The sequence below is a fragment of the Symbiopectobacterium purcellii genome (genome assembly GCF_052050035.1).
Classification (GTDB): domain Bacteria; phylum Pseudomonadota; class Gammaproteobacteria; order Enterobacterales; family Enterobacteriaceae; genus Symbiopectobacterium; species Symbiopectobacterium purcellii_A.
The window spans coordinates 2,656,654-2,677,469 of record NZ_CP189882.1 but is presented as its reverse complement, the minus strand read 5'-3'; the positions used below and the strand labels follow the sequence as shown (position 1 = coordinate 2,677,469).

The 20,816-nt window shown below is 55.7% G+C and carries 18 protein-coding genes; 2 read left to right on the top strand and 16 right to left on the bottom strand.

Translation table 11 applies throughout. The features are described from left to right. Positions 1-7 precede the first annotated feature (7 nt). Complete coding sequence (gene yacG / locus ACQGXV_RS18700; protein ID WP_440862686.1) at positions 8-208, top strand: DNA gyrase inhibitor YacG; 201 nt, start codon at positions 8-10, stop codon at positions 206-208. A gap of 36 nt (positions 209-244) precedes the next feature. Here yacG and mutT read toward each other — a convergent pair whose 3' ends face one another. The 3 genes from mutT to secM form a co-directional block, all read right to left on the bottom strand. Next, entirely contained in the window at positions 245-643 is a 399-nt protein-coding gene (gene mutT / locus ACQGXV_RS18695; RefSeq protein WP_440862685.1) for an 8-oxo-dGTP diphosphatase MutT, read from the bottom strand. A 77-nt stretch (positions 644-720) separates the two neighbouring features. Continuing rightward, the gene (secA, locus tag ACQGXV_RS18690) at positions 721-3,402 is read right to left on the bottom strand and encodes a preprotein translocase subunit SecA (protein ID WP_440862684.1); all 2,682 of its coding nucleotides are present in this window, start codon (positions 3,400-3,402) and stop codon (positions 721-723) included. Between the two features lie 178 nt (positions 3,403-3,580). Then, entirely contained in the window at positions 3,581-4,093 is a 513-nt protein-coding gene (secM, locus tag ACQGXV_RS18685; protein WP_440862683.1) for a secA translation cis-regulator SecM, read from the bottom strand. A 34-nt stretch (positions 4,094-4,127) separates the two neighbouring features. On the opposite strand from secM, the gene ACQGXV_RS18680 reads away from it, so the two are divergent. After that, positions 4,128-4,658 (top strand): DUF721 domain-containing protein, encoded by a 531-nt coding sequence (locus ACQGXV_RS18680; protein ID WP_440862682.1) that lies wholly within the window; start codon positions 4,128-4,130, stop codon positions 4,656-4,658. Positions 4,659-4,702: 44 nt separating this feature from the next. On the opposite strand, the gene lpxC is transcribed toward ACQGXV_RS18680, so the two are convergent. From lpxC to ACQGXV_RS18615, 13 genes are all read right to left on the bottom strand, one after another. Next, on the bottom strand, positions 4,703-5,620 hold the full coding sequence (lpxC, locus tag ACQGXV_RS18675; RefSeq protein ID WP_440862681.1) for a UDP-3-O-acyl-N-acetylglucosamine deacetylase: 918 nt from the start codon (positions 5,618-5,620) through the stop codon (positions 4,703-4,705). Between the two features lie 102 nt (positions 5,621-5,722). After that, positions 5,723-6,874 carry a cell division protein FtsZ gene (gene ftsZ / locus ACQGXV_RS18670; protein WP_264623700.1) on the bottom strand — a complete coding sequence of 384 codons (1,152 nt, stop codon included), beginning with the start codon at positions 6,872-6,874 and terminating at the stop codon, positions 5,723-5,725. Between the two features lie 66 nt (positions 6,875-6,940). Beyond that, on the bottom strand, positions 6,941-8,197 hold the full coding sequence (gene ftsA, locus ACQGXV_RS18665; RefSeq protein ID WP_440862680.1) for a cell division protein FtsA: 1,257 nt from the start codon (positions 8,195-8,197) through the stop codon (positions 6,941-6,943). Next, positions 8,194-9,069 carry a cell division protein FtsQ gene (gene ftsQ / locus ACQGXV_RS18660; RefSeq protein ID WP_440867504.1) on the bottom strand — a complete coding sequence of 292 codons (876 nt, stop codon included), beginning with the start codon at positions 9,067-9,069 and terminating at the stop codon, positions 8,194-8,196. The genes ftsA and ftsQ overlap by 4 nt, the downstream gene beginning before the upstream one ends. A gap of 1 nt (position 9,070) precedes the next feature. Then, positions 9,071-9,991, bottom strand: a complete 921-nt coding sequence (locus ACQGXV_RS18655) for a D-alanine--D-alanine ligase (protein WP_440862679.1) — start codon at positions 9,989-9,991, stop codon at positions 9,071-9,073. Between the two features lie 2 nt (positions 9,992-9,993). Further along, the gene (murC, locus tag ACQGXV_RS18650; RefSeq protein ID WP_440862678.1) at positions 9,994-11,454 is read right to left on the bottom strand and encodes a UDP-N-acetylmuramate--L-alanine ligase; all 1,461 of its coding nucleotides are present in this window, start codon (positions 11,452-11,454) and stop codon (positions 9,994-9,996) included. 90 nt (positions 11,455-11,544) lie between these two features. Beyond that, positions 11,545-12,609 carry an undecaprenyldiphospho-muramoylpentapeptide beta-N-acetylglucosaminyltransferase gene (murG, locus tag ACQGXV_RS18645; protein ID WP_440862677.1) on the bottom strand — a complete coding sequence of 355 codons (1,065 nt, stop codon included), beginning with the start codon at positions 12,607-12,609 and terminating at the stop codon, positions 11,545-11,547. After that, positions 12,606-13,808 carry a cell division protein FtsW gene (ftsW, locus tag ACQGXV_RS18640; protein WP_440862676.1) on the bottom strand — a complete coding sequence of 401 codons (1,203 nt, stop codon included), beginning with the start codon at positions 13,806-13,808 and terminating at the stop codon, positions 12,606-12,608. Before ftsW ends, murG begins: the two co-directional genes overlap by 4 nt. After that, on the bottom strand, positions 13,808-15,124 hold the full coding sequence (murD, locus tag ACQGXV_RS18635) for a UDP-N-acetylmuramoyl-L-alanine--D-glutamate ligase (RefSeq protein ID WP_440862675.1): 1,317 nt from the start codon (positions 15,122-15,124) through the stop codon (positions 13,808-13,810). Before murD ends, ftsW begins: the two co-directional genes overlap by 1 nt. Before the next feature lie 4 nt (positions 15,125-15,128). After that, on the bottom strand, positions 15,129-16,211 hold the full coding sequence (mraY, locus tag ACQGXV_RS18630) for a phospho-N-acetylmuramoyl-pentapeptide-transferase (RefSeq protein ID WP_440862674.1): 1,083 nt from the start codon (positions 16,209-16,211) through the stop codon (positions 15,129-15,131). Further along, positions 16,205-17,566 (bottom strand): UDP-N-acetylmuramoyl-tripeptide--D-alanyl-D-alanine ligase, encoded by a 1,362-nt coding sequence (gene murF, locus ACQGXV_RS18625; protein WP_440862673.1) that lies wholly within the window; start codon positions 17,564-17,566, stop codon positions 16,205-16,207. The genes mraY and murF overlap by 7 nt, the downstream gene beginning before the upstream one ends. Continuing rightward, entirely contained in the window at positions 17,563-19,050 is a 1,488-nt protein-coding gene (murE, locus tag ACQGXV_RS18620) for a UDP-N-acetylmuramoyl-L-alanyl-D-glutamate--2,6-diaminopimelate ligase (protein ID WP_440862672.1), read from the bottom strand. The genes murF and murE overlap by 4 nt, the downstream gene beginning before the upstream one ends. Continuing rightward, positions 19,037-20,800 carry a peptidoglycan glycosyltransferase FtsI gene (locus ACQGXV_RS18615; protein WP_440862671.1) on the bottom strand — a complete coding sequence of 588 codons (1,764 nt, stop codon included), beginning with the start codon at positions 20,798-20,800 and terminating at the stop codon, positions 19,037-19,039. The genes murE and ACQGXV_RS18615 overlap by 14 nt, the downstream gene beginning before the upstream one ends. Between the last annotated feature and the right edge of the window lie 16 nt (positions 20,801-20,816).

Below are 20,816 nucleotides of genomic sequence, written 5' to 3'. Positions count from 1 at the left end.
AAAAAACATGGATAACGAAACCTTCACTGTTAGCTGCCCCACCTGTAAAAAATCGGTGGAGTGGGGAGAACAGAGCCCTTATCGCCCCTTTTGCAGCAAACGCTGCCAGCTTATCGATCTCGGAGAATGGGCTGATGAAGAAAAGCGCATCCCGAGCAATGAAGATATTTCGGACAGTGACGAATGGAGTGAAGAACCTCGCCATTAACGCCTGACGATTAATCAGCGGGGTTATTGCACCAAATTAGCAATGCGTTTCCTTCAGCCAGCGGATCATCTCGGCGTTGGCGGGAGGAAATTCATCTTCCAGCAGCGACGCGGCATCCAGCCAGCGAGAAGGCTGTCCCTCACGCCCATAGGGTTCTCCCTGCCAGCGTTCAACCATAAAGAAGTGCAGCGTAATGATGCGCTCATCGGTTTCCACGGTTTTGCTGTTTAGCGCTATTGGTGCCAGCGCTTCAATCCCCGCCTCTTCACGCAGTTCGCGAATCAGCGCCTGCTCAGCGGTTTCTCCCGGCTCCACTTTTCCGCCAGGAAACTCCCACATCCCGCCCATGCGCACGCCCTGAGGGCGACGGGCAATAAAAAACTCGCGTTGCGCATTACGAATAATGCCTACCGCAACGTTCAGGTGTTTGCGCACGACTTACTCCTCCAGATTCCAGCCAAATAAAAGGCGGTCATTGACCGCCTCTTCGTTATATCACAGTAAGCGAGCCATTAGTGCTGCAAACGGCCATGACACTGCTTGTACTTTTTACCAGAACCGCACGGGCACGGATCGTTACGACCAACCTTGCGATCCCCCTGTCCAGCGGCCGCGGCCGCCGCGCTGATTTGATCGTCGCTCTGGTGGCTCAGCTGTTGCTGGCGCTGTTGTTCCAGCGCTTCAACTTCTTCCGGCATTCTGACCTGCACCTTGCTCAGCGTGCAGATCACTTCATACTTCAAGGACTCCAGCATGTTGGCAAACATGGAGAAGGATTCGCGCTTGTACTCCTGCTTCGGATCTTTCTGCGCATAGCCACGCAGGTGAATACCCTGACGCAGATAATCCATCGCCGCCAGATGCTCTTTCCACAGGGAATCCAACGTTTGCAGCATCACGCCTTTCTCGAAGTTGCGCATCACATCGACACCAACCACTTCTTCTTTGCGCTGATAACCATCGACGGCTTGTTGCAGGATACGCTCACGCAAGGTTTCTTCATGCAGCGTGTGCTCTTCATCCAACCAGGCTGAAATCGGCAGCTCGAGGTCAAAATCGTTTTTAAGGCGCTGCTCCAGCCCTTCGATATCCCATTGCTCTTCCAGCGACTGCGGCGGAATGTGGTTATCAATTGTCAGCTTAAACACGTCTTCACGGATGCTATTGATGGTTTCACTGATATCCACCACGTCCAGCAATTCATTACGCTGGGTGTAAATGGCACGACGCTGATCGTTAGCCACGTCATCATATTCCAGCAACTGCTTACGAATATCAAAGTTGCGGCTTTCCACCTTACGCTGGGCGTTAGCAATCGCTTTAGTCACCCACGGGTGCTCAATGGCCTCACCGGGTTTCATCCCCAGTTTACGCATCATGTTAGAGACGCGATCGGAAGCAAAAATACGCATCAGCGCATCTTCCATCGACAGGTAAAAACGGGAAGAACCTGCATCCCCCTGACGACCAGAACGGCCACGCAGCTGGTTATCAATACGGCGTGACTCATGACGTTCCGTACCGATAATGTGCAAGCCGCCGGCAGCCAGTACCGCATCGTGACGCACTTGCCACGCCGCTTTGGCCTCGGCAATCGCCGCTTCATCGGGATCGTGCAGCAGCGCTAAATCGGCCTGTAAGCTCCCACCCAGCACGATATCGGTACCACGGCCTGCCATGTTGGTGGCGATAGTCACAGCACCCGCCTGGCCTGCCTGTGCAACAATATCAGCTTCTTTGGCGTGGAATTTGGCGTTCAGGACGTTGTGCTTGATGCCTGCTTTCGTCAGCGCTTCTGACACCACTTCCGATTTCTCGATGGAGATAGTCCCCACCAACACCGGCTGGCCCTTCACGCTGCGCTCTTTAATATCTTCGATGATCGCGTCGATCTTTTCCTGCTCGGTCATGTAGACCAGATCGGGTAAATCTTTACGGATCATCGGGCGGTTGGTCGGCACTACAATGGTATCGAGCTTGTAGATGGAGCTGAATTCAAACGCTTCGGTATCGGCAGTACCGGTCATCCCGGCCAGCTTCTCATACAGGCGGAAGTAGTTCTGGAAGGTGATCGATGCCAGCGTCTGGTTTTCGTTCTGGATCTTCACATTCTCTTTGGCTTCCACTGCCTGATGCAAACCATCAGACCAGCGACGCCCCTGCATTGTACGACCGGTGTGCTCATCCACGATGATCACTTCGCCGTCTTTCACGATGTAGTCAACATCACGGGTGAAAAGCACGTGCGCACGCAGCGCTGCGGTAACGTGGTGCATTAACATGATGTTTGTTGGCGAGTAGAGTGATTCACCCTCATCCATGATGCATTGTTTCACCAGCAGTTCTTCCACCAGCACCAGGCCGCGCTCGGTCAGGTTCACCTGACGCGCTTTTTCATCCACCGAGAAGTGCCCTTCACCGTGGAAGGTATCTGAATCTTCTTTTTCCTGACGAATCAGGTGCGGAATGATTTTGTTAACGCGAATATAGAGATCGGAACTGTCTTCCGCCGGACCGGAGATGATCAGCGGCGTACGCGCTTCATCGATCAGGATGGAGTCCACCTCATCCACCAGCGCATAGTAAAGCTTACGCTGCACGCGCTCTTCCGGGCTAAATGCCATGTTATCGCGCAGATAGTCAAAGCCGTATTCGTTGTTGGTACCGTAGGTGATATCAGCCGCATAAGCTTCACGTTTAGCCGGTGCAGGCATGCCCGGCAGGTTGATACCAACGGTGAGGCCAAGATATTCAAACAGCGGGCGGTTGTTCTCGGCGTCACGCTGTGCCAGGTAGTCGTTCACCGTCACCACGTGCACGCCACGACCAGTCAGGGCATTGAGGTAGGCAGGCAACGTTGCGGTCAGGGTCTTACCTTCACCAGTACGCATTTCTGCGATGCAGCGTTCGTTCAGCACCATGCCGCCCATCAACTGAACGTCAAAGTGGCGCATGCCAAACACACGCTTACTGGCTTCACGTACCACCGCAAACGCTTCATGCAGCAACGCTTCAAGGGTTTCCCCTTTCTCAAGACGCGCGCGGAATTCCGCTGTTTTTGCCTTCAATTCATCATCCGACAGAGCTTCGATGGCCGGTTCCATACGGCTGATCACTTCAACCACTTTACGCATACGGCGCAGCGTACGATCGTTACGGCTGCCAAAAACTTTAGTCAGGATACTGGTTAACATAATGATTTTATTCTCGCGTAGGCCGCTGTATATCAGCGGCGATACGATAGCTACTCATAATTCCTTTCATCGCGATCCGGGGATCGACGAGAGAAGCGGTATTCGCGTTTGCATTCAGAACAGTGACATTGTCCATGTTCGTTGTTATACGCCAGGAAAACGCGAGTGAAACGGCGTGTCAGGCAGAGCGTGCTGGCCCAGCGCGGATGCCACGGACTTGAGACAACCATAGCCCGGTACGGTGAGGAGAAGCGGCAAAAACCAGAGTGCCGTGCAGTGGGGGGGTTAACGCCGAGGGCGTTTCCGGCAGCGTCAACAAGGCATTGAGCGTATCCAAAATTACCAGCGGGTGCGCACTTAACGCCGCCTCAGCCTCCGGCAATACGTGTGCCTGAGGCACCGTCAATGCAAAGGAGAGATGGCGAATAACCGTGCGAATGGCATGTTGATGCCAATAATCGATACCAAACGACGTGCGGCGATGCACCTCTTTCAAACTGGCCAGTTCGGTCAGGCTGAAAGCGACGGGATTCTGGCGACTGATACTGGCCGTCGCGTTGGACGCAGAAGCATTCTCGTTGGTGTCGTTAAAGCTGGTCGGCAGACCAAGGCTGGCCGCCACCATCCCCAACAGGAGATGTGGCCAAAAATAACGTCTGCCAAATTGTCGCCAACGATTTAGAATACCCATGACGAGTTTATTTGCCCACCGGAGCCTGATACCTATGCGTGATAGTCGCCCCCAATCGCTGGAGTCTCTGTTCGATAACGTGTCAGGGGGAAATAAAGGCCCCTTGCACGATGTCCAACAGCGCGCTATCGCCTTGTTAAAACTTAATCGGGCCGTGAAAGGCTTACTGCCTTCTCAACTGCACCCGTGGTGTCGCGTCGCGAATTACCGACAAGGCCACCTGATTCTGGAAACTGCCAATGCAAGCTGGTTAATGCGGTTACGTTATGAGCAACCCTCGTTACTCTCAGCATTGCGCGCTCAGATATTACCATCATTGGCATCGATCGACATCAGGATTAATCCCGCGCTGGCCGCAAAAGGGGATGAAACTGTATCGGGAAAGGATCATTTAAACGCAGAAAACAAAAATTCAGACTCGCCGCCCCGTCAACTGAGCGAACAAAGCGCCGAGACGCTCCGGCATTTAGCCAGCCACAGTCCGGAGAAATTGAGGAAGATATTAGAAAGGCTGGCTTCACTCGCCGGAGAGGGTACGAGTAAAACCAGCAAACAGAAAAAATAACCTGTCACATTCGCCTGAACGACGACGCTAACGACCGATGTCGGTTACGCCAGCACCGTAGAAGGGGCTTTGAACGCCAACGGCACTTCGCGCTCGTTTTCAAAGGTGACGTATTCCCACGCTTCCTGTTTAGCCAACACCGCCTGCAACAGCTTGTTGTTTAGCGCATGGCCAGATTTGAACGCAGAGAACGCACCAATGATGTTATAACCACACATGAACAGGTCGCCGATAGCATCCAGCATTTTGTGACGCACAAATTCGTCTTCAAAACGCAGGCCATCTTCATTCAGCACACGATAATCGTCTACCACGATAGCGCAATCCATACTGCCGCCCAGGCACAGACCGCGGGATTGCAGGTATTCGATATCGCGCATAAAGCCGAAAGTACGGGCTCGGCTGATCTGGCGAATAAACGCATCGGCTGAGAAATCGAGACAATAGCGCTGTGAACCTGCATCAATCGCCGGGTGGTTAAAATCGATAGTAAAATCAAGTCTGAAACCGTTATACGGCGTCAGTTCTGCCCATTTATCACGGTCTTCAACCCGCACAGGTTGTTTGATGCGAACAAACTTTTTGGCGCAGTTCAGCTCTTCAATACCGGCATCAAGCAGCAGGTAGACGAACGGGCTGGCACTGCCATCCATAATTGGAATTTCCGGGGCATCAACATCAATCACGATGTTATCGATACCCAACCCCGCCAAGGCGGCGTTCAGGTGTTCCACCGTTGAAATACGCACGTCATGCTCGTTTACCAGGCAAGTACAGAGCATGGTATCACGCACGGATTTGGCATCAGCCGGAAAATCAACCGGTGGATTCAAGTCAGTGCGGCGATAGATGACCCCGGTATTCGCCGGTGCAGGTCGCATCGTCAGAGTGACTTTCTTGCCGGTATGCAAACCGACGCCCGTCGCCTGTACGATACGCTTTAATGTACGTTGTTTGATCATCGTATTATCTCGCAATGTTACTGAACCAACCGTCCTAGCTTACACCAGGATCGGCGGGACAGTTTAGCACAAAGAGCGGAGATTCCAATCACAAGGCGGAGGTTAGTCCGCTTGTTTGCGCAAAAATGCGGGAATATCCAAATAGTCAGGCTCTTTGTTGGTTTGTACCGTTTGGTCATTAACCACCTTGGCCGCCGGTTTTTCCTGCGTCAGCGGCGTCATACCGTGCTGCTGGTAACGGTGATCCATGACCGGTTGGCTGGCTTGTTTGTTGGTCACCAGCGTAATTTCCGGGCGCTTGTCCATGCCGATACCGGTCGCCACCACGGTGACGCGCAGTTCGTCGTTCATGTCCGGATCCAACGAGGTACCAATCACCACGGTGGCATTGTCGGAGGCGAACGCACGGATAGTGTTACCCACGGTTTCGAACTCATCCAGACGCAGGTCAAAGCCCGCCGTGATGTTAACCAGCACGCCGCGCGCGCCAGACAGGTCGATATCTTCCAACAGCGGGCTGGAAATCGCCATTTCAGCCGCTTCTTCGGCACGGTCTTCACCGCGCGCCACGCCGGAGCCCATCATGGCATAACCCATTTCTGACATCACGGTCCGCACGTCGGCAAAGTCAACGTTCATCAGACCAGGACGGGTAATCAGTTCGGCAATACCTTGGACAGCGCCTTTCAGTACATCGTTCGCTGCACCGAATGCATCCAGTAAAGAAATGCCGCGACCCAGCACTTTCAGCAGTTTGTCGTTAGGGATGGTGATCAGCGAATCCACATGCTTGGACAGCTCGGCAATCCCCTGCTCGGCAAACGCCATGCGCTTTTTGCCTTCGAAGTTGAAGGGCTTGGTCACAACCGCAACCGTCAGGATACCGAGATCCTTTGCCACTTCAGCCACTACGGGTGCTGCACCGGTACCGGTACCACCGCCCATACCGGCAGCGATAAACACCATGTCAGCACCATCAAGCGCAGCACGCAGCGCTTCACGGTCTTCTTCCGCCGAGTTACGACCCACTTCCGGGTTGGCGCCTGCGCCCAGCCCTTTGGTGATGCCGCTACCAATCTGAATAGTCTGACCCACCGCAGTCTTGCGCAGTGCCTGCGCATCGGTGTTCACTGCGAAGAATTCGACGCCTTCGATGCGCTCGCGCACCATATGTTCGACGGCGTTACCGCCGCCACCGCCGACGCCGATGACTTTAATCACCGCGTCGTTGGTTAACTCCATTGGTTCAAACATAATTTCTCTCCGTTTTGTGCCTGTACCGCGAGACCTTCAAGTGTGCCACACGATCTCTGATAAACATTAAAATTCCTTTCTCAGCCAGCTACTGATGCGTTTAAACCAATTGCCCACTGAGCCACGTTTTTCTACTTCGTGCTCACCGCCCAGGTGAGACTCTTTGCCGTAATGCAGCAGCCCGACCGCCGTTGAGTAGAAGGGCTCCTGCGCATAATCCGTTAAGCCTGTTATATTCAGTGGCTGACCGATACGCACCTGCGTGTGGAATACGCGTTTGGCGCAATCAACCAGCCCGTCGATCTGAGCGGCACCGCCCGTCAGCACAATGCCGGCGGCCAAATGGTGCTTCACGCCCTGCTGACGGAGTTGCTCCTGCAATTGCAAAATTTCATCGTTCACCAAATTGAGCAATTCGGTGTAACGCGGTTCAATCACTTCAGCCAGGGTCTGCCGTTGCAGACTACGTGGCGGCCGACCGCCAACGCTCGGCACTTCCAAATTTTCGTCTTTGCTGACGATCGCACCTAATGCGCAACCGTGACGGACCTTGATGGCTTCCGCGTCCGTGGGCGGCGTGCCAAACGCATAAGCGATGTCACTGGTCACGACATTGCCCGCGTAAGGGATCACCTTAGTGTGGCGCAGCGCACCGCCGGTATACACCGCGATATCCATGGTGCCACCGCCGATATCCACCACGCAAACGCCCAACTCAAGCTCATCTTCCGTCAGCACGGCGTAACTGGAAGCCAGGCCAGCGAAAATCAGTTGGTCCACTTTCAGACCGCAGCGCTCTACGGCTTTGACAATGTTTTTCGCCATATCATTATGACAGGTTATCAAATGCACCTTTGCCTGCATGCGCACGCCGGAGAGACCAATCGGGTTCTTGATCCCTTCCTGGTAATCAATGGCGTATTCTTGCGGAATCACATGCAAAATACGGTGTTCATCGCGCACACGCACGGATTTCGCCGTGTGGACCACGCTCTGGACGTCATCCTGCGTCACTTCTTCTTCCGAAATCGGCACGATACCGATTTCATTTTGGCAACTGATGTGTTTGCCCGACAGCGCCAGATAGACGGAAGAGATTTGACAATCCGCCATCAACTCAGCCTGGTCAATGGTCCGCTGTACACATTTAACAACGGACTCCAAATCGTTAACGCCGCCTTTATCCATCCCGCGTGACGGACAACTGCCCACGCCGATGATATTGACCATGCCATCGGGCAGAACTTCCCCTACCAGTGCAGCCACTTTTGCTGTACCGATTTCCAGCCCAACTACCAGTTTTCTGTCCGTCGACTTGATCATTGTTGTTTAGCCTGTGCCTGATTCTGTTGCTGATTACCGTTCAGTTTTTGATCAACGTCTTTTCGCTGAGCATTTCCCTGCTGCTGATCCAGCAGAGGCGGTGCCCATCCTACCGCGGCACCGGTGTCATAACGTAAGTCCACGTAGCTAACACGTTTGTTGTCGTTCTGCGCCTGCCGCTGCAACAGCGGGTAAATCTCTAGAAAACGTTCCAAACGCCGGGCTCGCTCATCACGCCCCAATTCCAGGCGGATGTCATCTTCCAACCCTAACTGCCATGAATGCCGCGCACTCATCGCCACCATTTTTAATGTCAGCTTACTGCTCGCCAACACCTGACTCATGGTGTGGTAGCCTTCCAGCACATCGTTTTCGCTGCCTTCTGGCCCGTACAGCAGCGGCATTTTGCGATTACCGACCCGTTCAACGGGCACGCTGAAGGAATTGCCTTCTGCATCCACCATCAGTTGGTCATTCCACCGCGCTACGGGCACATATTCAACCAGATGAATCTTTAATTCGTCAGGCCACTGCTTACGCACGCTTGCCTGTTTGATCCACGGCAGACGTTCAATCTGCTGCTGGATAACATCCACATCCTGCGTCATAAAGGTGCCCGGCGCGCCCAGCGACAATATCGCCTGGCGAATATCATCATGGGTGGTGTAGTGCCGCTCACCGGTGACCACCAAACGCGACAGCGGCAACCGACTGGCATCCTTCATCCATTGCAACACCATCAAGCCGCCCCACAGGATAGTGCCAAGCACCATCAGCAGGAACAACAATCCGGCCAATTGCCCACCGTTACTGCGACGCCCGCCTTTTGGCTCCTCGTCGCGTCCGCGCAAATTCCGCGCCGCCTGCGACATATCAAACAGCCGAGGCCAGGATCTGCGCGACAAGCTGCGAGAAGCTCATCCCGTGCTGCCGGGCAGCCATCGGCACCAGACTGTGATCCGTCATACCGGGCGACGTATTCACTTCCAACAGGTAAAACGCACCGTCGGTATCCAACATCAGATCAACACGGCCCCAACCGCGACATCCCAATGCCGCAAAGGCTGCTTGCGCCAGTGCACCGATGGCCTGCTCCTGCTCTGCCAGCAGCCCACTGGGACAAAAATACTGCGTCTCGTCCGAGAGGTACTTCGCGTCATAATCGTAAAACGCGCCAGCTGCCTGAATACGAATCGAGGGCAGCACCGTCTCGCCTAACAGCGCCACCGTATATTCCGGTCCACTCAGCCACTTCTCAACCAGCACATCGTCGTCATGCTCAAAAGCGGTGTCCAGTGCCGCCGTCAGTTCCTCTTGCTGCGTCACTTTGCTCATGCCGACGCTGGAACCCTCACGGCTCGGCTTCACGATCAGCGTCAATCCGAGGTGCACACAGGCTGACTGCAACTGCTCAGGCGTTAACGCATGATACTGTGCCCGCGTCAACGCGACATAAGGGGCTATCGGCAATCCTAACGACTGCCACACCAGCTTGGTGCGCCATTTGTCCATGGTCAGCGCCGACGCCATCACACCGCTGCCGGTGTAAGGCAATTGCAAAAACTCCAATACCCCTTGCAGCGTGCCGTCTTCCCCACCCCGACCGTGCAGGGCGATAAACACTTTGTCGAATCCGACCTCTTTCAGGCGAGTGACTGGGAAATCGCGGGTGTCAACGGCATGCGCATCAATTCCCGCCTCTTTGAGCCCGGCAACCACCGCCTGCCCGGAGCGCAATGACACGTCACGCTCCGCCGATGTTCCTCCCAGCAGCACTGCCACTTTTTCCGCCATACTCACTCCGTAACCAGAGGTTGTAAGCGGGTATCCGCCAGTTTACGCGCCAGCTTGCCCACATTGCCCGCGCCTTGAATCAGCACCAGATCGCCATCCTGTAACGTCGGTGCCAGCAGCGTTGCCAGCATATCCGGATCGGTAACCAGAATCGGATCGACCTTGCCGCGTCCGCGAATAGTACGACACAGCGAGCGGCTATCAGCACCTGGAATGGGGCTTTCTCCCGCCGAGTACACATCCAGCATCAGCAACACATCCACTTGCGACAACACGTGGGCAAAATCGTCATACAGGTCGCGCGTGCGCGTATAACGGTGCGGCTGAAATACCATCACCACGCGTTTCTCCGGCCAACCGGCGCGAGCGGCTTTGATCGTTGCATCCACTTCTGTCGGGTGGTGGCCGTAGTCATCCACCAGCATTACACTGCCTGCGTTGCCATTTACCTCATACAGCGGGAATTCCCCCAGGAAATCGAAACGGCGTCCGGTTCCCTGAAAACTGGAGAGCGCACGCAGGATTGCCGCGTCATCAATGCCCTCTTCCGTCGCCACAGCAACCGCTGCCGCCGCGTTCAACGCGTTATGGCGGCCCGGTGCGTTCAGCGTAACCTGCAACAGCGGCTTACCCTGACGCGCCAGTGTAAAGTGCCCCTGCGCACCGGACTGACGGTACTCTGCCACGCGCACATCGGCGTCATCGCTAAAGCCGTAGGTGGTGATATGACGCCCCACGCGCGGCAGCAATTCACGAATCACCGCATCGTCCACGCACATCACCGCACGGCCATAAAACGGCAGATTGTGCAAAAAGTTGATGAACATCTGCTTTAAATTTTCAAAATCGCCCTGATAGGTATCCATATGATCTGCTTCGATATTGGTGACAATCGCCACCATCGGTTGCAGATGCAGGAAGGACGCATCACTCTCGTCCGCTTCCGCAATCAGGTAACGACTGGAGCCCAGGCGCGCATGCACACCTGCTGCTTTTACCAACCCACCGTTGACAAAGGTCGGGTCCAGACCCGCCTCGGCATAAATACTGGCGACCATCGCGGTGGTAGTGGTTTTGCCGTGGGTTCCGGCAATCGCGATACCGTGGCGAAAACGCATTAATTCGGCCAGCATTTCAGCGCGGCGGATCACCGGAATACGCGCCTCGTGGGCCGCAACGATTTCCGGGTTATCCGCGCTAATAGCGCTGGATACCACCACCACGCTGGCGTCTTTCACGTTCTCAGCGCGGTGATGAAAATAGATCTGCGCCCCCAGCGCCGCCAACTGCTGCGTCACCGCGTTCGGTGCCAGGTCGGAGCCGCTGATGTGGTACCCTTCATTCGCTAACACTTCGGCAATACCGCCCATGCCAGCACCGCCGATGCCGACAAAATGGATGTGCCGCACGCAATGCATTTCGGGCACGATGGAACGCAGTTTTGCCAATTGCTGTGTATTCACTTTTTCTACCGCTACCTTTTCACTTGTACTTCATTCACTTGTCATGGGGAGACAACCTGCACCCATGCATTCTATTCTGTCAGCCGCACCTTACTGCGCGGCGGCGGCCACTTCAGCGGCCACGCGTTCAGTGGCATCCGGCATCGCCACGGAACGGGCACTCTGTGCCATATCGCGCAACGTGGCGCGATCCCAACCGGACAGCACATCGCTCACGGCATCAACACTCAGTGCCGACTGCTCAATAATTTTGGCGGCACCCGCCTGTTCCAGCGGCAGCGCATTCCAATATTGCTGCCGGTCTTTATGCTGAAAGGGCACAAACAGCGCAGGCAAACCGGCGGCGGCAATCTCACTAACGGTAAGCGCACCGGAACGGCACACCACCACGTCGGCCCAGCTATAGGCTTGCGCCATGTCATCAATAAATTCGGTGACGTTGTGCTGCGGCACACCTGCCGCGGCATAAGCCTGCTGCACCTCGGCCAACGCGCCTTTGCCCGTCTGGTGCCAGATCGTGACATTACCACCGAGTCGCGCGGCGACGTCCGGCAACGTGCGGTTTAACACCCGAGCACCTTGGCTTCCGCCCACCACCAGCACACGGATTGGGCCTTCACGCCCGGCCAAACGTTCATCGGGTGTAGGCAACGCCAAGACATCGGTACGCACCGGGTTGCCCACCACGTCAGCGTTGGGAAACGCGCCTGGAAAAGCCTGTAAGACCTTGCGCGCAATGCGCGACAGCCAGCGGTTGGTTAACCCCGCAATGCCGTTTTGCTCATGCAGCACCACCGGGATACCGCATAACCACGCTGCCAGGCCGCCCGGCCCGGACACATAGCCGCCCATGCCCAGCACCACGTCCGGCTGGTAGCGTTTCATGATCGCTTGCGCCTGACGCACCGCGCGATAAATCCGCAGTGGCGCACACAGTTGCGCCGCAATGCCTTTGCCGCGCAAACCGGAAATACGAATAAAATCAATCTCAATGCCGTTTTTTGGCACCAAATCGGCTTCCATGCGATCGGCAGTTCCCAGCCAACGAACCTGCCAACCCTGCGCCATCAAATGATGTGCGACCGCCAGCCCCGGTAACACATGTCCTCCGGTGCCGCCTGCCATCACCATCAAGCGCTTACCTTCGCCACTCATTTGGCACTCCTCGTGAACGCCTGCGCTTTAGTCAGACGCGTCTCAAAATCGATCCGTAACAGCAACACAATGGCGGTAGACATAATGATCAAACTCGAGCCACCGTAACTGATTAACGGCAGCGTCAGCCCTTTGGTGGGCAACATTCCCGCAGCAGCGCCGACGTTTACCAGCGTTTGGAAACTAAACCAGATGCCGATAGAACACGCCAAAAAGCCGGAAAATCGTTGATCGATCTCCAACGCACGCTTACCGATGGACATGGCCCGAAAAGCGACGAAGAATATCATTAACAACGCCAAAACCACACCGATATAGCCGAGCTCTTCGCCTAAAATGGAAAAAATAAAGTCGGTGTGCGCTTCCGGTAAATACTCCAATTTCTGCACCGAGTTTCCTAATCCTTGCCCCCACAGCTCGCCGCGGCCAAATGCCATCAGCGACTGGGTTAACTGGTAGCCACTGCCGAACGGATCTTCCCAGGGATTCCAGAACGACGTCACACGGCGCATACGGTAAGGTTCCGCCACAATCAGCAAACCGACGGCAAACATGCCGCAGCCAATGATGGCGAGAAACTGCCACAGCTTGGCACCGGCCAGAAACAGCATCGCCAGCGTGGTGATAAACAGCACGACCACCGTGCCCAGATCGGGCTGTGCCAGCAACAGAACGGCCAGCACCACCATCACGCCCATTGGTTTGCAAAAGCCCCAGAAGTTGTTACGGACTTCCTCTACCTTGCGCACCATGTAGCTAGAGAGGTAGCAAAACAGCGCCAGCTTCGACAATTCTGCGGGCTGCACGCGCAGCGGCCCCAGCGCAATCCAGCGCGAAGCACCGTTTACCGAACTGCCGACCACCAGCACTACCAGCAGCAGCACCAGTGTGAGCAACAACAATATCGGGCTGTAACGCTGCCAGACGTCCATCGGCACACGCATGGTGATCAACGCCAGCGCAAATGCCAGACCCAAGTAGAACGCGTCACGTTTGGCAAAAAAGAACGGGTCGCTGGTCAGGCGCTGCCCCACCGGCATGGATGCCGATGTCACCATTACAAACCCGATGACGGCCAGCCCGAACGTCAGCCAGAGCAGGGTGCGGTCATACATCACGATGCTCTGCACATCGCTTTCCCGTGTCCCCATGACCCAGCCTTTCAGTCGTTCAATGACTGGCAGTCCAATAAAGCTCATCAGCCAAGCTCCTCCGCTAATCGGGCGAACTCATCGCCACGCTGTTCGAAGCTTTTAAACTGATCGAGACTGGCACACGCGGGAGACAGCAGCACCAGATCGCCGGGCACTACGCGGGTAGCAATCACCCGCAGGGTTTGCTCCATCGTCTCAGTCTGCTCGGCTATTTCTGGGCACAATGCCGCCAATTGGGCACCATCACGCCCGAAGCAATACAGGCGAATATTGTCGCCCTGGACATAACGCAACAACGGCGAAAAATCGGCCGACTTTCCGTCGCCGCCTAACAGCAAATGCAGCGTACCTTTAACCTGCAACCCGCTGAGCGCCGCTTCGGTGCTGCCAACGTTGGTGGCTTTGGAATCATTAATCCAACGCACGCCGTTACGCTGCCACACGCACTGGAAACGGTGCGGCAAACCGGTAAAGGTGGTGAGTGCCGTTAACGCAGGCGCGCGAGGAATCCCCACCACATCCGCCAATGCCAGTGCCGCCAGCGCATTGGTGTGGTTATGTTGCCCCACCAGAGAAATCTCTTTGGTATTCAAAACGCGCTCGCCTTTCACGCGCAGCCAGGTTTCGCCCTGCTGGGTGTTGAGGTGATAGTCGCCCACATCAACGCCAAAGCTGATACAGCGCGCATCAGCACCTTTAATCGGCATGGTCAGCGCGTCATCGGCGTTCACCACACACACCTGCGCATGGTCATAGACACGTAACTTGGCAGCACGATACTGTTGGATACCAAACGGATAGCGGTTGGTATGATCTTCCGTAACGTTGAGGATGGTGGCAGCGGCAGCGTGCAGGCTGGAGGTGGTTTCCAACTGGAAGCTCGACAGCTCAAGCACGTACAGTTGGCACGGCTGTTTGAGTAGCGTCAGCGCAGGCAGGCCTATATTCCCGCCAACCACGACCGACCAACCGGCCGCCTTAGCCATTTCACCGACCAGCGTAGTGACCGTACTTTTACCGTTGGAGCCGGTAATCGCCACAATCGGTGCCTGCGCTTCTCGGCAGAACAGCTCGATATCGCCCACAATTTCTACGCCTGCGGCGGCCGCATCGGCCAGCGCGGGCGTTGCCAGTGCAATACCGGGGCTGGCAACAATCAGATCAGCCGCTAACAGCCAGTCTTCATTTAATGAACCAAGGTGGCGATCAACCTCGGCAGGTAACTTATCCAGACCAGGTGGACTAACACGGGTATCCACTACGCGCGGCGTCATACCGCGCGTCAGGAAGAAATCAACGCAGGAAAGCCCGGTGATCCCCAGGCCAATAATGACAACGTTTTTACCCTTATAGTCCATCATAGTGTTACCGTACCTTCAGCGTTGCCAGGCCAATCAGCACCAGCATCAGCGAAATAATCCAAAAACGCACAATCACGCGCGGCTCTGGCCACCCTTTGAGTTCATAGTGATGGTGAATCGGTGCCATGCGGAAGATACGCTGTCCGCGTAGCTTGAATGAACCGACCTGAAGGATCACCGACAGGGTTTCAACCACGAACACCCCGCCCATAATCACCAGCAAGCATTCCTGACGCAGCAGGACAGCGATGGTGCCTAACGCGCCGCCGAGCGCCAGTGAGCCGACATCGCCCATAAACACCTGAGCCGGATAGGTGTTAAACCACAGGAAACCCAGCCCTGCGCCGACGATCGCCGTACAGACGATAACCAGTTCACTGGCGTGGCGAATGTAAGGGATATGCAGATAACCGGCAAAATTCATGTTACCCGTCGCCCACGCCACCAGCGCGAAACCGGCGGCGACAAACACCGTCGGCATAATCGCCAAACCATCCAACCCGTCAGTAAGGTTGACCGCGTTGCTGGTGCCGACGATGACAAAGTAGGTCAGCAAAATGTAGATCAGGCCCAGTTGCGGCATCACATCTTTAAAGAACGGCACCACCAGTTGCGTCGCCGGTGTGCCTTTGCCGATGGCATACATGGTAAATGCCACCGCCAGCGCAATCACCGACTGCCAGAAATACTTCCAGCGTGCAATCAATCCCTTAGTATCTTTACGCACCACTTTGCGGTAATCATCGATAAAGCCGACGATACCGTAGCCCAGCAGCACCAGCAGCACACACCACACATAGGGGTTGGACAAGTTGGACCACAGCAGCACCGAAAAAATGATCGCTGCCAGAATCATGACACCGCCCATGGTCGGCGTGCCGCGTTTGCTGAAGTGAGATTCAGGCCCTTCGTTGCGCACCACTTGCCCAATCTGCAATTTTTGCAGCCAGGCAATCAGGTGCGGTCCCATCCACAAGGAGATCACTAACGCGGTCAGCAGGCTGACAATGGCGCGAAACGTCAAATACGAGAAGACGTTAAAGCCGGAATAGAATTTGACCAGATGTTCGGCCAGCCACACTAACATGCTGCATTCTCCTGTAATGCGTGTACCACATGCTCCATCGCAGAGCTCCGGGAGCCTTTAACCAAAATGCTGATCGTGCCATGCGTAGACAGCAACGTTTGCAAACGCGCTATCAATGCGGCCCGATCGGAAAAATGTTCACCACGTTCACTGTTGAGGCTGATGGCCTGACTCAGGGTGCCAATGCTCAATACCGCATCAATGCCTGCGTCACGCGCCACTTCGCCCACCTGCTGATGACACGCCTCGGCATCCTCCCCAAGTTCTCCCATATCACCCACCACCAGCACACGGTAGCCCGGCATCTCCGCCAGCGTGTGCACCGCCGCAGTCATCGACCCCACATTGGCGTTGTAACTGTCATCCAGCAGCAGTTTGTTTGCCTCCAGCAGAATGGGGAACAAGCGCCCCGGCACGGCCTTGAGCTGCGCCAGCCCCTCTTTCACCTGCTGCAACCCCGCGCCTACTGACATCGCCAGTGCGGCAGCCGCCAGCGCGTTTGCCACGTTATGTTGACCCGGCAGCGGCACGTTGACTTCCTGCGAGCCAAACGGCGTATGGAGTTCAAACAGCATACCCCCGCCTTCATGGCGAATATCGCTGGCGTAGTAGTCTGTGTTCTCACCGTGCTGCGGCGAAAATTGCCATACCGTTTTGTCGCGTAGCACGTAGTGCCAATGCGTCAGGTCATTGCTGTCGGCGTTAATCACCGCGATACCTTTGGTGGGCAAACCGTTGAAGATCTCCCCTTTGGCTCGTGCCACGCCTTCCAACGACCCAAACCCTTCCAGATGTGCGGCTGCCAGGTTGTTCACCAGCGCGCTATCCGGACGCACCAGATTAGTGGCATAGGCAATCTCACCAATGTGGTTGGCCCCCAGCTCAATCACCGCAAAGCGATGATCAAGGGTGAGGCGCAGCAGCGTTAACGGCACACCAATGTCGTTATTGAAATTGCCATCGGTGTAAAGCACGTCGCCACACTGACGCAAAATCGCTGCCGTCATCTCTTTAACGGAGGTTTTGCCAGAAGAACCGGTCAATGCCACCACGCGCGCAGAGGATTGACGGCGCATCCAGGCACCCAGCTCGCCCAACGCCAGACGGGTATCCCCCACCAGCAGTTGCGGCACATCGATAGGTAAGTGCTTACTGACCAACAGAGCCGCCGCGCCACCGCGTACCGCCTGATGGGCATAATCATGAGCATCAAATTTTTCACCGCGCAGGGCGATAAACAGGCAGCCCGGCGTCAATTTTCGGGTATCGGTGCACACTGTTTCCACCGCCACATCCTCGCCGAGGAGCGTGGCATTTAACGCCGTGGCCAGTTGCTGCAACGTAACGCGAATCATGCGATAACCCCCAGCAGACGAGCGGCAGTCACGCGATCGGAATAATCGAGACGCTGATTGCCCACCAGTTGATAATCTTCATGCCCTTTACCTGCAATCAACACAATATCGTCCACTTTCGCCTGCATAATGACGCTGGTCACGGCTTCAGCGCGACCGTGCACCGCTTGTACCCGCCCGGCATCCACCAGACCGGCAAGAATATCTTTTACGATAGCCTGCGGCTCTTCGCTCCTGGGGTTATCGTCCGTCACCACAACGCGATCGGCCAGTTGTTCCGCGATCGCCCCCATAAGTGGGCGCTTACCTTTGTCGCGATCGCCGCCGCAACCGAATACACACCACAGTTGACCGGAGCAATGCAGACGCGCCGCCGCCAGCGCTTTTTCCAGCGCATCCGGCGTGTGGGCGTAGTCAACAATCACGGTAGGTTTACCCGGCGCTTTAAACACTTCCATGCGGCCGCAAACCGGCTGCAATTGTGCGCCGGTTTCCATTAATCTATCCAGCGGATAGCCAAGGGAAAGTAGCGTTGCCAGCGCCATTAGCAGATTGCTGACGTTAAATTCACCCATAAGGCGACTTTCTATGCGACCACTCCCCCACATAGCGTCAAAGGCGATCGATGCACCGTCGTCGTGATAATCCACGGCAGTGGCTTTCAGCCAGCGGCCACGGCAGCCTGGCACTAGATTATTGTGCAACGTTACCGCTACAGCATCCGGCAACTGCGCCAGCCAGCGCCGCCCCACTTCATCGTCGGCGTTAATGATCGCCTGGCCTACTTTATGTTCTGAAAACAGAGACAATTTGGCAGCCTCATAGCTTTCCATATCATCGTGATAATCCAGATGATCGCGGCTCAGGTTGGTGAACACTGCCGCTGCGAACGGCAACGCCGCAACGCGATGCTGTACCAAGCCGTGCGAAGAAACCTCCATCGCGGCAAAGGTGGCGCCTTGTTCAACCAACTGATTCAGAACGTGCTGTACATCGACTGCCGAGCCGGTGGTGTTCGCCGTAGGATTGACGTGCCCTAACAGACCATTACCCACAGTGCCCATCACGGCGCTGGTATCGCCCAGCAGTTGACTCCATTGGGCCAGCAATTGGGTAATGGTGGTTTTACCGTTGGTGCCGGTCACACCGACCAACCGTAATTTTTCCGCAGGCTGCTGATAAAAACGCCCCGCCAACGCCGACAGCCGTTGACTCAAGTTACTCAGATACACAACCGGAACGCCGTGCATTTCACGTACCGTGCCATCAGCAGCTTCACCGTCTGCCTCTGCAATCACCGCCGCCACGCCTTGTGCAATAGCCTGGGGAATATAGCGACGCCCATCCGCGCTGTGGCCAACCACGGCCACAAACAGATCGCCTGCCGCCGCAACACGGCTGTCCAGCGTCATTTCCCGCAGTTGGCGCGGTGGGACATCTTGCACCCACGGTGCCAGTAAATCGCACAGATTACGATCTGCCACCTGAAACCTCTTTATGGTTAATCACAAAATCATTTTTATCGCCGACGGGCAGCGCATCCGGCTCAACGTTCATGGTGCGCAATACGCCGCCCATGATGGCGCCGAACACCGGCGCGGAAACGGAGCCACCGTAGTAATTGCCTGCTTTGGGATCGTTAATCACCACCACCAGCGCAAAGCGCGGGTTGCTGGCAGGTGCGACACCTGCGGTGTAGGCAATGTATTTGTTGATGTATTTGCCATCCGGTCCGACTTTTTTCGCCGTACCGGTTTTGATGGCAACACGGTATCCCTTGATCGCCGCTTTGGTTCCGCCGCCACCGGGCAGCGCAACGCTTTCCATCATGTGCACCACCGTGCGCACGATGGGCTCGGCAAAAATGCGCTCCCCCGGCACCGGCGGATCGACTTTGGTAATGGAGAGCGGACGATAGATACCATAGCTACCGATAGTGGCGTAAACGCGCGCCAGTTGCAGCGGCGTCACCATCAATCCATAGCCGAAAGAAAAGGTGGCCCTCTCTATGTCAGACCACCGTTGTTTTTGAGGGTATAAGCCACTGCTTTCTCCGACCAACCCCAAATTGGTCGCTTTTCCCAAGCCAAAACGCGAGTAAGTGTCTACCAGCGCTGAGGAGGGCATCGCTAACGCCAGTCGTGAAACACCGACGTTACTCGACTTCTGTAGTATCCCGGTCAGGGTCAGTTCCGTGTAGCGGGCGACGTCTTTGATCTCATGACCGTTGATATAATAGGGCAAGGTATTGAGCAGGCTGTTTTCTTTCACCACGTTACGTTGCAGCGCCGTCATCACCACCATCGGTTTTACCGTTGAACCCGGTTCAAAAATGTCGGTAATGGCGCGGTTACGCATAACGTCCATCGGCGTGCCCGCCAGGTTGTTCGGATTGTAGGAAGGGCTGTTGGCCATCGCCAGCACTTCACCCGTGTTGACGTCCACCAGCACGGCGGTGCCAGCTTCCGCATTATTGAAAGCCACGGCGTTGTTCAGTTCGCGATAAACCAACGCTTGCAGGCGCTCATCAATGCTCAACATCAGGTTGTGTGCCGCCTGACTGTCAACGGAGGAGATATCCTCAATCACGCGACCAAAACGGTCTTTACGCACCGTGCGTTCACCCGGTTGCCCGGTCAGCCAACGATCGAAGCTTTTCTCAACGCCCTCAATGCCCTGACCATCAATATTGGTGAAACCAATCAGGTGGGACGTTACCTGACCAGCAGGATAGTAACGGCGTGATTCCTGGCGCATATAGATGCCCGGCAGCTTGAGTTTGTGGACGTATTCACCGATAGCAGGGTTCACCTGACGCGCCAGATAGACAAAGCGTCCTTTCGGGTTAGCGTTGATTTTCGCTGACATCTGATCGAGCGGCAAATCCAGCGCATCAGAAAGCGCTTTCCAACGGGTATCGAGCGACACGCCGCCGTGTTCATTCAGCTCTTTAGGATCGGCCCAGATAGCGTTAACCGGCACGCTGACCGCCAATGGACGCCCAGCGCGATCGCTGATCATGCCGCGCGCGGTAGGCACCTCCTGCACGCGCAGGGAACGCATGTCCCCTTCACGCACCAGTTGGTCCGGGTTGATCACCTGCAAATAGGCGGTGCGTAACATCAGCCCTACCATCGCCAACAGTATGCCTGAACAGAGCAACGCAAAACGCCAGCTTACAAAGCTGGCCTTATCTTCCTGTCGTTTAAACTTTCCTGTGCGCGCTGCTTTCATGCCAAATGATTACCTA

Bases quoted from the DNA above. Each gene is read 5' to 3' on its own strand.
- murF (WP_440862673.1), bottom strand. From the start codon at position 17,566: ATGATTCGCGTTACGTTGCAGCAACTGGCCACGGCGTTAAATGCCACG.
- ftsZ (WP_264623700.1), bottom strand. From the start codon at position 6,874: ATGTTTGAACCAATGGAGTTAACCAACGACGCGGTGATTAAAGTCATC.
- ACQGXV_RS18655 (WP_440862679.1), bottom strand. From the start codon at position 9,991: ATGGCGGAAAAAGTGGCAGTGCTGCTGGGAGGAACATCGGCGGAGCGT.
- ftsA (WP_440862680.1), bottom strand. From the start codon at position 8,197: ATGATCAAGTCGACGGACAGAAAACTGGTAGTTGGGCTGGAAATCGGT.
- ACQGXV_RS18615 (WP_440862671.1), bottom strand. From the start codon at position 20,800: ATGAAAGCAGCGCGCACAGGAAAGTTTAAACGACAGGAAGATAAGGCC.
- secA (WP_440862684.1), bottom strand. From the start codon at position 3,402: ATGTTAACCAGTATCCTGACTAAAGTTTTTGGCAGCCGTAACGATCGT.
- murD (WP_440862675.1), bottom strand. From the start codon at position 15,124: ATGATGGACTATAAGGGTAAAAACGTTGTCATTATTGGCCTGGGGATC.
- ACQGXV_RS18680 (WP_440862682.1), top strand. From the start codon at position 4,128: ATGCGTGATAGTCGCCCCCAATCGCTGGAGTCTCTGTTCGATAACGTG.
- lpxC (WP_440862681.1), bottom strand. From the start codon at position 5,620: ATGATCAAACAACGTACATTAAAGCGTATCGTACAGGCGACGGGCGTC.
- mraY (WP_440862674.1), bottom strand. From the start codon at position 16,211: ATGTTAGTGTGGCTGGCCGAACATCTGGTCAAATTCTATTCCGGCTTT.
- secM (WP_440862683.1), bottom strand. From the start codon at position 4,093: ATGGGTATTCTAAATCGTTGGCGACAATTTGGCAGACGTTATTTTTGG.
- ftsQ (WP_440867504.1), bottom strand. From the start codon at position 9,069: ATGTCGCAGGCGGCGCGGAATTTGCGCGGACGCGACGAGGAGCCAAAA.
- murG (WP_440862677.1), bottom strand. From the start codon at position 12,609: ATGAGTGGCGAAGGTAAGCGCTTGATGGTGATGGCAGGCGGCACCGGA.
- ftsW (WP_440862676.1), bottom strand. From the start codon at position 13,808: ATGAGCTTTATTGGACTGCCAGTCATTGAACGACTGAAAGGCTGGGTC.
- yacG (WP_440862686.1), top strand. From the start codon at position 8: ATGGATAACGAAACCTTCACTGTTAGCTGCCCCACCTGTAAAAAATCG.